This is a genomic window from Qipengyuania mesophila (assembly GCF_019711655.1).
In the GTDB taxonomy this organism is placed as follows: domain Bacteria; phylum Pseudomonadota; class Alphaproteobacteria; order Sphingomonadales; family Sphingomonadaceae; genus Qipengyuania; species Qipengyuania mesophila.
Window position 1 is genome coordinate 270,380 of record NZ_JAIGNU010000002.1, and the last position, 12,109, is coordinate 282,488.

Below are 12,109 nucleotides of genomic sequence, written 5' to 3' on the forward strand. Positions count from 1 at the left end.
GCTTGCTCGACAGGCCGCGCGTCATTGGGCAGAGGCGGCAGCCATGGACCATTTCCAGCTCAGGGACGGCGTGCTCCACGCCGAGGACGTGCCGCTGCCGCGCATCGCGCAAGAGGTCGGCACGCCCGTCTACATCTATTCGCGCGCCACGCTCGAGCGGCATGCACGCGTGTTCCGCGAGGCGCTCGGCGCGCTCGACAATCCGCATATCGCCTTCGCGGTTAAGGCCAATCCCAATCTCGCCGTGCTCAAGGTGCTCGCCAACGAGGGCTATGGCGCCGATGTCGTCTCGGGCGGCGAGCTGACCCGCGCGCTGGCGGCGGGGATGAAGCCGGAGGACATCGTCTTCTCGGGTGTCGGCAAGACGCATGCCGAGCTGCTCCAGGGGCTCGAGGCCGATATCGGCCAGTTCAACATCGAGAGCGAGGAAGAGGGCTACGAACTCGCCGCCATCGCCGCGCGGCATGGCAAGCGCGCGGCCTGCGCGCTGCGGGTCAACCCGGATGTCGATGCGCGCACGCATGAGAAGATCTCGACCGGCAAGCGCGAGAACAAGTTCGGCGTGCCTCTCGACCGCGCGGCAGAGATCTACGCCCGGCTGGCGGAGGAAGACGGCCTCGATATGCGCGGCGTCGCGGTGCATATCGGCAGCCAGCTGGCCGATCTCGAACCGCTCGAGACCGCCTTCGGCAAGGTCGGCGCGCTGATCGCAGAGCTACGCGCTGCGGGTTGCAGCGTGACGCATGCCGACCTCGGCGGCGGGCTCGGCGTGCCCTACAAGGCGGGCGAGGAACTGCCCGCCCCGGCCGAGTACGGCGCCATGGTCGCGCGCGTCACCAGGGACTGGGACGTGCGGCTGATGTTCGAACCCGGCCGCGTCATCGCGGGCAATGCCGGCGTGCTGCTGACCCGCGTGATCCGCGCCAAGCGCAGCGGCAACGGCCCACCCTTCGTGGTGGTCGACGCGGCGATGAACGACCTCGCCCGGCCCGCCATGTATGGCGCGTGGCACGATTTCGACGCGGTCGAACCCAGCGGCGAGCGGATGACCGCGCATATCGTCGGCCCGATCTGCGAGACCGGCGACACTTTCGCCATGGACCGCAACTGCGACGCGCTGGTCGCCGGCGATCTCGCGGTGTTCCGCACCGCGGGCGCCTATGGCGCGACCATGGCCTCGTCCTACAATTCGCGCGGCTTCGTCGCCGAAGTGCTGGTCGATGGCGACCGCCATGCCGTCGTCGCCGACCGCATCGCGGCCTCGGCGATCATGGATGCCGAGCGCGTGCCGGAGTGGCTCGCCTGATGCCCAAGAGCCATGCATAGCCTGCCGCTCTTCCACCGGATCGCGAGGGAGCGCGTCGTGGTGGTCGGCAGCGGCGAGATGGCGGCGGCCAAGGCGCGGCTGGTGACGCGCGCGGGCGGAATTCCCTGCGCCGAGACCGAGGCGCATCACGCGCGGCTCGGCTTCGTCGCGCTGGAGGACCCGCGCGCGGCGGAGGCCGCCGCGCTGCGGCTCAAGCGCGCCGGGCTCCTGGTCAATGTCGCCGACCGCCCCGAGCTGTGCGACTTCACCCTGCCGAGCGTGCTCGACCGCGACCCGGTGCTGGTGGCGGTGAGCACCGGCGGGGCGTCTGCGGGGCTCGCCAAGCATGTCAGGCTGCGGCTCGAAGCGCTGCTGCCGCAAGGGCTTGGCGCGCTCGCGCGTGCGCTCGAGGCGGCACGCGAGACCATCCGCGCGCGCTTCCCGCAGGCCGATGCCCGCCGCCGCGCGCTCGACGAGGCCCTGCGGCAGGGCGGCGCGCTCGACCCCTTCGACGAGCAGGATAACGACGTGGTCGACCGTTGGCTCGCTGGACGCAGCGCGGCGCGCGATGGCGAGGTGCTCGATGTCACCCTCGCCAGCGACGATCCGGACGATCTGACTTTGCGCCAGGCACGCGCGCTGGGCATGGCCGATACCGTGCTGCACGATCCGGACGTCCCCGAAGCGCTGCTGGTCCGCGCGCGCGCCGATGCGACGCGCCTGCCGCTGCCTGCCGATCCGCCCGCCAGCGGGCTGACCGTGATCCTGCAGCGGAAGCCCTAGACCACCGCCAGTTCGCTCGCGCCGACCTCGGCGAAATAGCGCGCCAGCGCATCGGCGGTATTGTCGGCGAGCGCGATATAGGCGCGGCGGCGGTCGTGCGGGTCGGACACGCGCACCAGCAAATCGGCCTCGACCATCTGCCCGATCCAGCGCAGCGCGGTTGTCGCCGGCACGCCCGCGGCAATGCACAGCGAGGTCACGCAGACCTGCTTGCGCTCCGCCCGCGCGGCGGCGAGATCGAGCAATATGTCCCAGGCGGGATCGGCGAACAGTTCGGCATCGAAGAAACGCATCCGCGCCTGGCGCGCCTTGATCAGTTGGCGGATCGTCGCCGCATCGGGCAGCCGCGGCCGCTCGTCCTTGCCCGACACCGCGTAATCCTGCCCTTCGCCGCGCCATCCCGGCGATGGCGTCTCGAGCCGGAAGGCGCCGCCGCCTTCGCGCTGGCCGGGCGAAAGCCGCTCCAGCCGCTCGGCGATCCGACCGACCTGTTCGGTCAGCCGCAGCAGCATCAGCCGATCTTCCTCGCCCATTTCGCGCAGCCGCAAATTGGGAATCCGCGCGAGCACGCGGCCGATGGCGATCACCCGTTCGGCGCGCGCGGGATCGACGAGGATCTGCGGCGCAGACATCGAGAAACAACCGAACACGTCGTCGAGCGCGCCCATGGTGGTCGAGACCACCAGTTGCGCCCCCGCCTTGCCCCCGCGCATGTCGAGCCGCGAGAGCAGCGCCAGCGCGTCGGCGCTCGCCTCTGCGCAATCGACCAGCACGAGGTCGCCCAGCGCGGCCAGCGGCCCCTGCGCATATTCCTCGAGGCTGCAGCAATCGCGCAGGCGAAACCCGGCGGCGAGCGCATCCTCGCGCATTTCCGCCCGCACATGGTCGCGATCCGCGAGGACGGTGACCGACAGCTGGCACCCCGACGCATCGCGCGCCGGCTCATACTCGAAATCCGCCTGCATCGACTCGCACTCCTTGCTCCGATACGGAACATGATGAGAACAAAAAGCGGACAGGTCAAGAAGTGGGGCAAAATGGCCACGGGCGATTGAACCTTTCGGCCCGCTGCTGCGACTATCGCATCATGACAACGACGGGCAGCACGGCCGGACCACCCGCTTCGGCGCGGATCTATGACGAGCTGCTCGTCACGCTGGTGCAGTCGGGCGACCGGCGCGCGGGCGAGCGGCTGGCGGCGCGCTGGCAACCACGGCTCGCGCGGACCGCACGGCGGCTGCTCGCCGAGGACGAGGCGGCGCTCGCCGCGGTGCAGGAGGCGTGGCTGTCGATCCTGCGCGGGATCGGCAGCCTGCGCGATCCCGCGCGCTTCGCCCCCTGGGCCTTCGGTATCTTGCGGCGGCGCTGTGCCGATCGCATCCGCAGGGCGCAGGCGGAAAGGGCGCGGAGCGGCGAGAGCGCGCACGAGCCCGCCCTGCCCGCATCGGCGGAGGAGGCGGTGGCCATCCGCCAGGCCTTCGCCGCGCTGCCGCCCGACCAGCGGCTCGCCGCGCAACTGTTCTTCGTCGAGGGCCTCACCCTCGCCGAGATCGCCGAGGTGCAGGAGGTGCCGCTGGGCACCGCCAAGACGCGCCTCTTCCATGCCCGCCGCAAGCTGAAGGCGGTGCTCACAGGAGACGACACATGACCGATATCGACGACCGTATTCGCGGCGCGCTCGACGCCGACGACAAGGCCTTCCTCGCCGGCCTCGACGAAGGGCGCGGCATGTTCAGCCAGATGGGCGACGTGCTCGCCGGGCCGCTGGGCGGCTGGGCCAAGCTGATCTTCGTCTTCGCCGTCCCGATCGGGATCGCCCTGGTCTATTGCGGCTATCGCTTCATTACCGCACCGGGCCTCGACCAGGCGCTGTGGTGGGGCTTCGTGACGCTCGGCCTGCTGATCATGCAGGGCTTCATCAAGGAATGGTTCTACTCGCGGATGAACCTGCTCAGCGTGCTGCGCGAGGTGAAACGCCTGCAACTGCAGGTGGCGATGCTGGAAGAGCGCGGGCGCTAGGGCCGGATCTCGATCGGCGTGCCGTCGGGCACGAGGCTCCACAGCTCCTCGATCTCCGCATTCGACATGGCGATGCAGCCGTCGGTCCAGTCGCCCGGGATCCGTTCGTCGAAAGCAAGGCCGTTGGGCTGGCCGTGGATGAAGATCAGCCCGCCCGGCGAGCGCCCGCGCGCCTTGGCATAGGCCCGGTCCGCGGCGTTGGGATAGTCGATATGCAGGCTGAGGTAATAGCTCGACTGCGGATTGCCGTAGGAGATGCGATAGCGCCCTTCCGGCGTACGCTCGTCGCCCTGGAAGCGCTTGTGGCCGATCGGCTGGTCGCCGAACTGCAGGCCGGTATAGGCGCGGATGACCTTGCCGCCCTGGTAGAGCCAGAGCCTGCGATCGGACTTGTCGATCAGCACGAAATCGGCCCGCTCGCCCGCGCGCGCCTGCTGCGCCTGCGCACTCGGTGCCGGCTGCAGGCAGGCCGCGAACAGGAGAACCAGCGAAAGGGCGAGAGCGCGCATGGTGCGGGCACCATAGCGCGCATTTCTCATCAATCCATGAACGGATCGCGCATCAGGATCGTGTCCTCGCGCTGCGGGCTGGTGGAGACCAGCGCCACGGGCGTTTCGATCAGTTCCTGCACGCGCTGGATGTACTTCACCGCATTGGCGGGCAGGTCGGCATAGCTGCGCGCGCCGGCGGTCGATTCCTTCCACCCCGGCATGGACTCGTAGATCGGCTCGACCGCGGCCTGATCGGCGGCGTGGCTGGGGAAATAGTCCATGATCTTGCCGTGGAGGCGATAGCCGGTGCAGATCTTCACCTCGTCGAGCCCGTCGAGCACGTCGATCTTGGTGAGCGCGATGCCGGTGACGCCGCTGATAGCGCAGGTCTGGCGCACCAGCACGGCATCGAACCAGCCGACGCGGCGCTGGCGCCCGGTGACGGTACCGAATTCGTGGCCGCGCTCGCCGATGCCCTTGCCCACTTCGTCCTCGAGCTCGGTCGGGAAGGGCCCGCTGCCGACGCGCGTGGTGTAGGCCTTGACGATGCCGAGCACATAGCCGGTCGCATTGGGGCCGAGCCCGCTGCCCGCCGCCGCGGTGCCGCTGACGGTGTTCGAGCTGGTGACGAAGGGATAGGTGCCGTGGTCGATGTCGAGCAGCACGCCCTGCGCGCCCTCGAACAGGATCTTGGCGCCCGCCTTGCGGACCTTCTTGAGGCGTTTCCACACCGGCTGCGCGAACTGCAGCACGAAGGGTGCGATCTCGCGCAGCTGGGCGAGCAGTTCCTCGCGGTCGATCGGCGGCTGGTCGAAACCGGCGCGCAGCGCATCGTGATGCGCGCAGAGCCGGTCGAGCTGCGGTTCGAGATGGTCGAGATGCGCTAGGTCGCAGACGCGGATCGCGCGGCGACCGACCTTGTCCTCGTAGGCCGGGCCGATGCCGCGCCCGGTGGTGCCGATCTTGCCCGAGCCTGCAGCGGCCTCGCGCAGCCCGTCGAGATCGCGGTGGATCGGCAGGATCAGCGGGCAATTGTCGGCCACGGCGAAATTGTCGGGATTGATCTCGACGCCCTGGCCTTCGAGCTTCTCGACCTCGGCCTTGAGATGCCAGGGATCGAGCACGACGCCGTTGCCGACGATGCTGAGCGTACCCGTGACAATGCCCGAGGGGAGCAGCGAGAGCTTGTAGGTCTTATCGCCGACGACGAGCGTATGGCCGGCATTGTGCCCGCCCTGGAAGCGCACGACGGCATCGGCGCGGCTGGCGAGCCAGTCGACGATCTTGCCCTTGCCCTCATCGCCCCACTGGGCACCGATTACGGTCACATTTGCCATGATTACGCCTTTTCCCCTGCCAGGGGATCCACAAGGTCCTTCGACAGGACTCGACCAAGGGATGGAATGGAGAAGCGGGTCTGCCGCTTCAAATGCGGGGCGCGAGGTAGGAGCCTGCGGGTTGGCAGTCAAGCCAAGGAAACAATGCTGCACTGCATCATTGATAGGGCAAAGGAGATCCCATGACCGATTACCCCACTCTCGCCCTCAACGATGGCCGCCGGATTCCGCAGCTCGGCTTCGGCACCTGGCAGATCGAGGAGGAGACGGCACCCAAGGCCGTCGAGACCGCGCTCGAGACCGGCTATGCGCTGGTCGATACCGCCGCCATCTACGGCAACGAGCGCGGGGTCGGGAAGGGATTGGGCGATCGGTCGGACATCTTCCTGCAGACCAAGATCTGGAACGAGAGCCAGGGCTACGACCGCACGCTGAAGGCGGCCGACAAGTGTCTCGAGCGGCTCGGCCGCGAGCATGTCGACATGCTGCTGATCCACTGGCCCTGCCCGGGCAACGACCTGTTCGTCGAGACCTGGAAAGCGCTGATCGAACTGCGCGACCAGGGCAAGGCGAAGTCGATCGGCGTGTCCAATTTCCGCGAGGAAGATCTGAAGCGGATTGTCGACGAGACCGGCGTTACCCCCGCGCTCAACCAGGTCGAACTGCACCCCAGCTTCCAGCAGCGCGAGCTCCGCAAGGTGCATGACGAGATGGGGATCATCACGCAGAGCTGGTCGCCGCTCGGCCAGGGTGGCGGCATGGATGCGAGCACGATCCGCGACATCGCGGGCGAACTGGGGCGTCCGGCCAGCGCGGTCGTGCTGCGCTGGCACATCCAGCACGGGCTGTGTCCGATACCCAAGTCGACCAGCCGCGATCATATCGAGCAGAATTTCTCCGCGCTCTCCTTCGAACTGAGCGAGGAGCAGATGGCGCGGATCGACGCGCTCGATACCGACGACGGACGTCTCGGGCCCGATCCGGCCGCCTTCAACGGCTGAACGAAAGCCCGCTTGCCGAGCATTGACTGTATTACATAGGCATGACACTCCTCCGAAAAACGGAGAGTGTCATGCCCCTGCTTTTCGCCAGCCTGCTCGTAGCCGCAGCGGCGCCCGCGCAGACCGCAGCCGAACCGGCCGACCCGGTCGCCATCGTCGACGCAGCCGCACGCGAGCGGGGCGATCTGAGCGAGGTGCTGGTGCTCGGCACCGCGCATCTCAGCGCGCTGCCCGAGGATTTCGACCGCAGCCGTTTCGCCCCGCTGATCGACCGGCTCGCCGATTGGCAGCCCGAGGCCATCGCGATCGAGAATCTCGACGGGCCGCAATGCGATTACCTGCGCGCCTATGCGCATGCCTATCCCGAGACAGCGGAGAACTATTGCCCCGATCCCGAACCCGCGCGCGCCGCACTCGGCCTGTCGGGGCCCGAGGCGGACCGCGAGTTGCGCACCGTGCTGAGCGACAGTGCTGTCGAGCGGGCGCCGGCGCAGCGGCGGCGTCTGGCCGCGCTGTTCCTCGCGGTGGGCGAACCCGATTCGGCGCTGGTCCAGTGGCTCCGCCTGCCCGAAACCGAGCGCCACGCCGAGGGCCCGCTGACCGCAAAACTTGCCGCGCAACTCGACAAGCGCCTGTCCCGCCGCAACGAATCGAGCCTGATCGCGGCGCATCTCGCCGCCCGGCTCGGCCACGAACGCGTCTATCCGGTCGACGACCATACCGGCGACATCGCCACCGGGCCGATCGAGGACGAGGACCTCTATGCGCGCGAGATCCGCGCCGCGTGGGACAATCCCGCGACCGCCGAGCGCCATGCCGCTTCCGAGGCCTGGAACAAGCAGCTCGAAGCGGGCACGCTGTCGGTGCTCGAATGGTATCGCCTGATGAACCGCAACAGCGAGGCGCGGCTCGCGATGCGCAGCGATTTCGCCGCCGCCGCGGGCGCCCGCCACCCCGGCAATACCGGCCGCAAATATCTCGCCTATTGGGAGACCCGCAATCTGCGCATGGTCGCCAACCTCCGGCAGGTGATCGGCGCCGGCCGCCGCGTGCTGGCCATCGTCGGTTCCTCGCACAAGCCCTATTACGAGCGCTACCTCGGCATGACGAGCGATGTCGAACTGGTCGATACCGAGGCGGTACTGGCAGGCGAGGCCGGGGACTGACATCGAGGGGCACCCCGAGCGACCCGGAGTGTCAACGGGGTGCTATCATGTCGCTGCCCCCATCCGGAGCGCCGCGCTCTACCAGTTCGTGCAGTTCGACGATCTCCGCCTTGTCCTCACCGCCTCACCGAGTGCCAGTTGCGGCTCCGGTGACCTATTGAAATCCCAGAAAGGTGAAGAGACGCGAGACCATAAACCACCATGGAACGAACCGCCCTGCAGGTCCGAACAAAGCTCGCACGCGAGAAAGCGTCGATTTTTCAAGCAATATTGCGTTTTTCAAAGTAGTGCTCTAGATTAATGCCCCATGAACGGGGAATCTACTTTTTTCCTGCTTGCGACCTTGTTGTTTCTGGCACTGCTTGTTCTGGGTTTTCGAACAATTGAGGTGTCGGAAAAACGCGCACGCTATGCGCAAGCGCTGCTCACCCTGGTTGCCCTCGCCACCACAGGTTACTGGTTCTTCCTCGAACGCAAGGGCATGCCGCACGCCGATGTTTCGCAAGAAGTATCCGCGGTTCCGCTTGGTGATGGGCTCATCGCAGTCGAAGCGCACGTAAAGGTTCACAATTTGGGGCAACGCGAGCTTGTCGTCGATCATCTCAAAAGCCGCCTGCAACTCGTCCGAGGCGATGCCTATCGCTACGACCTGCTGAATGCCAAGAAGGGCGACGATTACTGGGCCGCGAAGCGCTCAGGCAAAAGCCACAAGCCCCAATTCAATCAAGCAGAATTGCTATGGCCCATCCATCGGACCTTTGACCGGCGTGTCGAATACAAGATCGAGCCCGGCGAGACCGACTTGGTGGTCGCCACCTTCTTGATGAGCTGCAGCAAGGCGAACTGGATACGCGTGGCGACTGACATTTTCAAACCGAGTGGTGCAGGTCGGTGGTTCGGATGGAAGAATGAGAAGGACAAGGACAAGGCTTGGAAAGCGCGAACCTTCCTCGATGTGAGAAGCGCTTGTGATCAGGAGGAAAACCACGATGAGTAGGAGCAATTTGAAGTTGGTCGTAGCCGCAGCCTGCGTGTTGGGTTTGGCAGCATGTAGCGAAGCCACGGAGGATGCTGCCGAAGCGACCGCGGAGTCCGCGGCTGCCGAGACCGAAGCCAACATGGAAGCCGCCGGCGACGCGATGGAAGCTACCGTCGACGACTACGACGCTGCTGGCGCCGCGGATGACATTGCCGAGGATCAAGCCTCGGACAGCGACGACGACGAAGAATGGGACGACCCGACCGGCTAACAGGACCAAGCCGTGCTGGGGACGATGTGCTTACCATCCACCGCTGCTGAGCAGGGATGCATGTTGATCACACCGCTGCTAAGGGCGCGGCGAAATGTCTGCCCAGCCCATCCGTATCGCCGCGCTCTACCAGTTCGCGCGGTTCGACGATCCTGCCGCCCTCAAGCCGGATCTCCTCGCCTGCATGGAAGGCGCCGGCGTGCGCGGCACGCTGCTGCTCGCGCGCGAGGGGATCAACGGCACCATCGCCGGGTCGGACGCGGGCATCGATGCCGTGCTCGCCCATGTCCGCGCCCTCCCCGGCTGCGCGGAGATCGAGGTCAAGGAATCGCGCGCCGAGGCGATGCCCTTCCACCGCACCAAGGTGCGGCTGAAGAAGGAGATCGTCACCATGGGCCAGCCCGATCTCGACCCGCTGGCGGGCGTCGGCACCTATGTCGCGCCCGAGGACTGGAATACGCTAATCTCCGATCCCGACACGATCCTGATCGACACGCGCAACGATTACGAGGTCCAGATCGGGACCTTCGAGGGCGCGATCGATCCCGAGACCAAGAGCTTCCGCGAATTTCCCGACTGGTTTCGTGCGCAGCGCGCAGCGCTCGAGGCAGAGGGCCGCACGCCGAAGATCGCCATGTTCTGCACCGGCGGCATCCGCTGCGAGAAGTCGACCGCCTTCGCGCGCGCCGAGGGAGTGGAGGAGGTCTACCACCTCAAGGGCGGCATCCTGAACTACCTCGAACACGTGCCCGAGGATGAGAGCCGGTGGCGCGGCGAGTGCTTCGTCTTCGACGAGCGGGTGAGCGTGGGTCATGGGCTGAAGCTCGGCGACCATGCCTTGTGTCGCGCCTGTCGCCGCCCGCTCAGCGCCGAGGACATGGCGCACGAGCATTACGAGGAAGGCGTCTCCTGCCACCGCTGTCACGGCGAACGCAGCGAGGAACAGCGCGCCCGCTATGCCGAACGCCAGCGGCAGGAAATGCTCGCCGAGGCGCGCGGGGCGGAGCATGTGGGACGCAAGGACGACGCCGGGGCCGATGGCTGAGGCCGTCCTCTACAGCTTTCGCCGCTGCCCCTATGCGATGCGCGCCCGCATGGCGCTGAGCGTGAGCGGCGCGCGCTACGAGCACCGCGAGGTGGTGCTGCGCGACAAGCCTGCGGAGATGCTCGAGGTCTCGCCCAAGGGCACCGTGCCGGTGCTGGTGACCGAAGACGGCGCTGTGCTCGAGGAGAGCCTCGACATCATGCGCTGGGCGCTCGGTCAGAGCGATCCCGAAGACTGGCTCGCGCGCGAGGATGCGGCGTTGCTCGCAGCCAATGACGGCCCCTTCAAGCACCATCTCGACCGCTACAAATACGCCACCCGCTACGATGATGTTGACCCGGCGCAGCACCGCGCAGCGGCGCTGGAAATCCTGAGGCGGCTGGAGGATCGCCTCGGCGAAAGCGACTATCTCTGCGGCGACGCGCGCGGCTTCGCCGACATCGCGATCTTTCCCTTCATCCGCCAGTTCGCCAATGCCGACCGCGACTGGTTCGATGCGCAGGACCTGCCGCGCCTGCAGGCCTGGCTCGCCGGGCTGACCGGTTCGGAGCTGTTTGCCGAGGTGATGCACAAGCACCCGCAATGGCGGAGCGCCTAGAGCGGTTTCGGCTCCTTGCCGTCGAGCGCATGCGTGCAGCCCAGCGCGCGCGCATCGTCGCTCTCCGCCACGGCGGCGATGGTCCGCCAGCCGATCCCGCGCAGTCGCGCCGCCGCATCGCGGTCATGGCCCAGCGGCAGGAACAGCGTGTCGCGCCTGTCTGCGGCGATCTTGCCGAGCGCCTCGAGCAGCGGATCGATATAGAGCGAGAAGCCGGTCGCCGGTTCGTCGCTGCCCTTGATCGTATAGGTCCCGCCCCGGCCCAGCGCGCGCCGCGCACCCTCTCCATAAAGCGTGAAGCCGAACCAGCTCTGGTATTCGAAGCCGTGGCGTTCGGTCGGGTCGAGCGTGACGCGCGCGCGGTCGCCGATGGCTGCAGCGATCTCGCGCAGGCCCACGATCCGGCTGGCTAGCGCCCCGCCCGCATCGATCTCCGCGAGTTTGTCGATCGCCTCGCCGAAGGGGCCGGTTGCATAGAGCAGCGGGAGATAGGCCTCGCCGCCGGCATCGCGCAGCCCGCCGGCATCCTTGGTGTCGAGTTCGCGCCGCACCGCCTCGCGCTGCTCGGGATCGAGCGGCATCGCGTCGACCACGAGCGCATCGAGGAGGTCGGGCAGCGTGAAGTCGACCGAGATCTTGGCGACTCCTGCCGCCTTGAGCGCATCGATCGCGACCGAGACAACCTCGCTGGCCGCCGCGACGCTGTCGGCGCCGATCAGTTCGGCGCCCATCTGCAGCCGCTGGCGCGCAGGGTCGAGCTGGTCGGCGCGGAGCAGCGCGACATCGCCCGCATAGCATAGCCGCAACGGGCGCGGCGCGCCGGCCATGCCGGTCGCGGCGATGCGTCCGACCTGCACGGTCATGTCGCTGCGCAGCGCCAGCGTGCGCAGGCTGTCGGGGTCGGTGAAGCGCACCATCCGCCGCGTCGCGACGCCGGCCATGCGCCCGGCCAGCGAGCGTTCGAATTCGACCAGCGGCGGGCGTACGCGGTCGTAGCCATGCGCGTCCATCGCATCGAGCACGGCGCGCATGGCGCGGGTGATCGCGCGGGCCCGCTCGGGAAGAGCGTCTTCGAGGCCGACGGGCAGGAGGTCGTCAGATGTGGTCATCGTG

Annotated in this window: 14 protein-coding genes; 10 read left to right on the forward strand and 4 right to left on the reverse strand. The window is 67.6% G+C overall.

Annotated features, from left to right (window positions below):
• Positions 1 to 43 precede the first annotated feature (43 nt).
• Positions 44 to 1,306: a diaminopimelate decarboxylase gene (gene lysA, locus K3181_RS11040; protein ID WP_221603158.1), complete on the forward strand. Its 1,263-nt coding sequence runs from the start codon at positions 44 to 46 to the stop codon at positions 1,304 to 1,306.
• Positions 1,307 to 1,318: 12 nt separating this feature from the next.
• Entirely contained in the window at positions 1,319 to 2,089 is a 771-nt protein-coding gene (locus tag K3181_RS11045; RefSeq protein WP_221603159.1) for a precorrin-2 dehydrogenase/sirohydrochlorin ferrochelatase family protein, read from the forward strand.
• Here K3181_RS11045 and K3181_RS11050 read toward each other — a convergent pair.
• The gene (locus K3181_RS11050; protein WP_221603160.1) at positions 2,086 to 3,054 is read right to left on the reverse strand and encodes a MarR family transcriptional regulator; all 969 of its coding nucleotides are present in this window, start codon (positions 3,052 to 3,054) and stop codon (positions 2,086 to 2,088) included. The two genes, K3181_RS11045 and K3181_RS11050, sit on opposite strands and share 4 nt — an antisense overlap.
• Positions 3,055 to 3,176: 122 nt before the next feature.
• On the opposite strand from K3181_RS11050, the gene K3181_RS11055 reads away from it, so the two are divergent.
• Together K3181_RS11055 and K3181_RS11060 are read left to right on the forward strand one after the other, a co-directional pair.
• The gene (locus K3181_RS11055; RefSeq protein WP_221603161.1) at positions 3,177 to 3,737 is read left to right on the forward strand and encodes an RNA polymerase sigma factor; all 561 of its coding nucleotides are present in this window, start codon (positions 3,177 to 3,179) and stop codon (positions 3,735 to 3,737) included.
• On the forward strand, positions 3,734 to 4,108 hold the full coding sequence (locus K3181_RS11060) for a DUF6768 family protein (RefSeq protein WP_221603162.1): 375 nt from the start codon (positions 3,734 to 3,736) through the stop codon (positions 4,106 to 4,108). Before K3181_RS11055 ends, K3181_RS11060 begins: the two co-directional genes overlap by 4 nt.
• Here K3181_RS11060 and K3181_RS11065 read toward each other — a convergent pair.
• Together K3181_RS11065 and K3181_RS11070 are read right to left on the reverse strand one after the other, a co-directional pair.
• A complete protein-coding gene (locus tag K3181_RS11065; RefSeq protein ID WP_221603163.1) occupies positions 4,105 to 4,617 on the reverse strand; it encodes a L,D-transpeptidase family protein in 513 nt (170 codons plus the stop codon). The genes K3181_RS11060 and K3181_RS11065 overlap by 4 nt on opposite strands.
• Positions 4,618 to 4,646: 29 nt before the next feature.
• The gene (locus K3181_RS11070) at positions 4,647 to 5,936 is read right to left on the reverse strand and encodes an adenylosuccinate synthase (protein WP_221603164.1); all 1,290 of its coding nucleotides are present in this window, start codon (positions 5,934 to 5,936) and stop codon (positions 4,647 to 4,649) included.
• 182 nt (positions 5,937 to 6,118) lie between these two features.
• On the opposite strand from K3181_RS11070, the gene K3181_RS11075 reads away from it, so the two are divergent.
• From K3181_RS11075 to K3181_RS11100, 6 genes are all read left to right on the forward strand, one after another.
• On the forward strand, positions 6,119 to 6,937 hold the full coding sequence (locus K3181_RS11075) for an aldo/keto reductase (protein ID WP_221603165.1): 819 nt from the start codon (positions 6,119 to 6,121) through the stop codon (positions 6,935 to 6,937).
• Between the two features lie 71 nt (positions 6,938 to 7,008).
• Entirely contained in the window at positions 7,009 to 8,103 is a 1,095-nt protein-coding gene (locus K3181_RS11080) for a DUF5694 domain-containing protein (protein WP_221603166.1), read from the forward strand.
• Between the two features lie 307 nt (positions 8,104 to 8,410).
• Positions 8,411 to 9,100, forward strand: coding sequence for a hypothetical protein (locus K3181_RS11085; RefSeq protein WP_221603167.1), 690 nt, complete (start codon positions 8,411 to 8,413; stop codon positions 9,098 to 9,100).
• A gap of 7 nt (positions 9,101 to 9,107) precedes the next feature.
• Positions 9,108 to 9,353, forward strand: a complete 246-nt coding sequence (locus K3181_RS11090) for a hypothetical protein (protein ID WP_247715077.1) — start codon at positions 9,108 to 9,110, stop codon at positions 9,351 to 9,353.
• Between the two features lie 94 nt (positions 9,354 to 9,447).
• Positions 9,448 to 10,398 (forward strand): oxygen-dependent tRNA uridine(34) hydroxylase TrhO, encoded by a 951-nt coding sequence (gene trhO, locus K3181_RS11095; protein ID WP_221603169.1) that lies wholly within the window; start codon positions 9,448 to 9,450, stop codon positions 10,396 to 10,398.
• Entirely contained in the window at positions 10,391 to 10,996 is a 606-nt protein-coding gene (locus K3181_RS11100; protein WP_221603170.1) for a glutathione S-transferase, read from the forward strand. Before trhO ends, K3181_RS11100 begins: the two co-directional genes overlap by 8 nt.
• On the opposite strand, the gene K3181_RS11105 is transcribed toward K3181_RS11100, so the two are convergent.
• Positions 10,993 to 12,105, reverse strand: a complete 1,113-nt coding sequence (locus K3181_RS11105) for an ATP phosphoribosyltransferase regulatory subunit (RefSeq protein ID WP_221603171.1) — start codon at positions 12,103 to 12,105, stop codon at positions 10,993 to 10,995. The two genes, K3181_RS11100 and K3181_RS11105, sit on opposite strands and share 4 nt — an antisense overlap.
• Positions 12,106 to 12,109: the final 4 nt, after the last annotated feature.

Excerpts from the sequence above, each read along its gene's own strand:
- lysA (WP_221603158.1), top strand. The coding sequence starts at position 44 with ATGGACCATTTCCAGCTCAGGGACGGCGTGCTCCACGCCGAGGACGTG.
- K3181_RS11045 (WP_221603159.1), top strand. The coding sequence starts at position 1,319 with ATGCATAGCCTGCCGCTCTTCCACCGGATCGCGAGGGAGCGCGTCGTG.
- K3181_RS11050 (WP_221603160.1), bottom strand. The coding sequence starts at position 3,054 with ATGCAGGCGGATTTCGAGTATGAGCCGGCGCGCGATGCGTCGGGGTGC.
- K3181_RS11055 (WP_221603161.1), top strand. The coding sequence starts at position 3,177 with ATGACAACGACGGGCAGCACGGCCGGACCACCCGCTTCGGCGCGGATC.
- K3181_RS11060 (WP_221603162.1), top strand. The coding sequence starts at position 3,734 with ATGACCGATATCGACGACCGTATTCGCGGCGCGCTCGACGCCGACGAC.
- K3181_RS11065 (WP_221603163.1), bottom strand. The coding sequence starts at position 4,617 with ATGCGCGCTCTCGCCCTTTCGCTGGTTCTCCTGTTCGCGGCCTGCCTG.
- K3181_RS11070 (WP_221603164.1), bottom strand. The coding sequence starts at position 5,936 with ATGGCAAATGTGACCGTAATCGGTGCCCAGTGGGGCGATGAGGGCAAG.
- K3181_RS11075 (WP_221603165.1), top strand. The coding sequence starts at position 6,119 with ATGACCGATTACCCCACTCTCGCCCTCAACGATGGCCGCCGGATTCCG.
- K3181_RS11080 (WP_221603166.1), top strand. The coding sequence starts at position 7,009 with ATGCCCCTGCTTTTCGCCAGCCTGCTCGTAGCCGCAGCGGCGCCCGCG.
- K3181_RS11085 (WP_221603167.1), top strand. The coding sequence starts at position 8,411 with ATGAACGGGGAATCTACTTTTTTCCTGCTTGCGACCTTGTTGTTTCTG.
- trhO (WP_221603169.1), top strand. The coding sequence starts at position 9,448 with ATGTCTGCCCAGCCCATCCGTATCGCCGCGCTCTACCAGTTCGCGCGG.
- K3181_RS11100 (WP_221603170.1), top strand. The coding sequence starts at position 10,391 with ATGGCTGAGGCCGTCCTCTACAGCTTTCGCCGCTGCCCCTATGCGATG.
- K3181_RS11105 (WP_221603171.1), bottom strand. The coding sequence starts at position 12,105 with ATGACCACATCTGACGACCTCCTGCCCGTCGGCCTCGAAGACGCTCTT.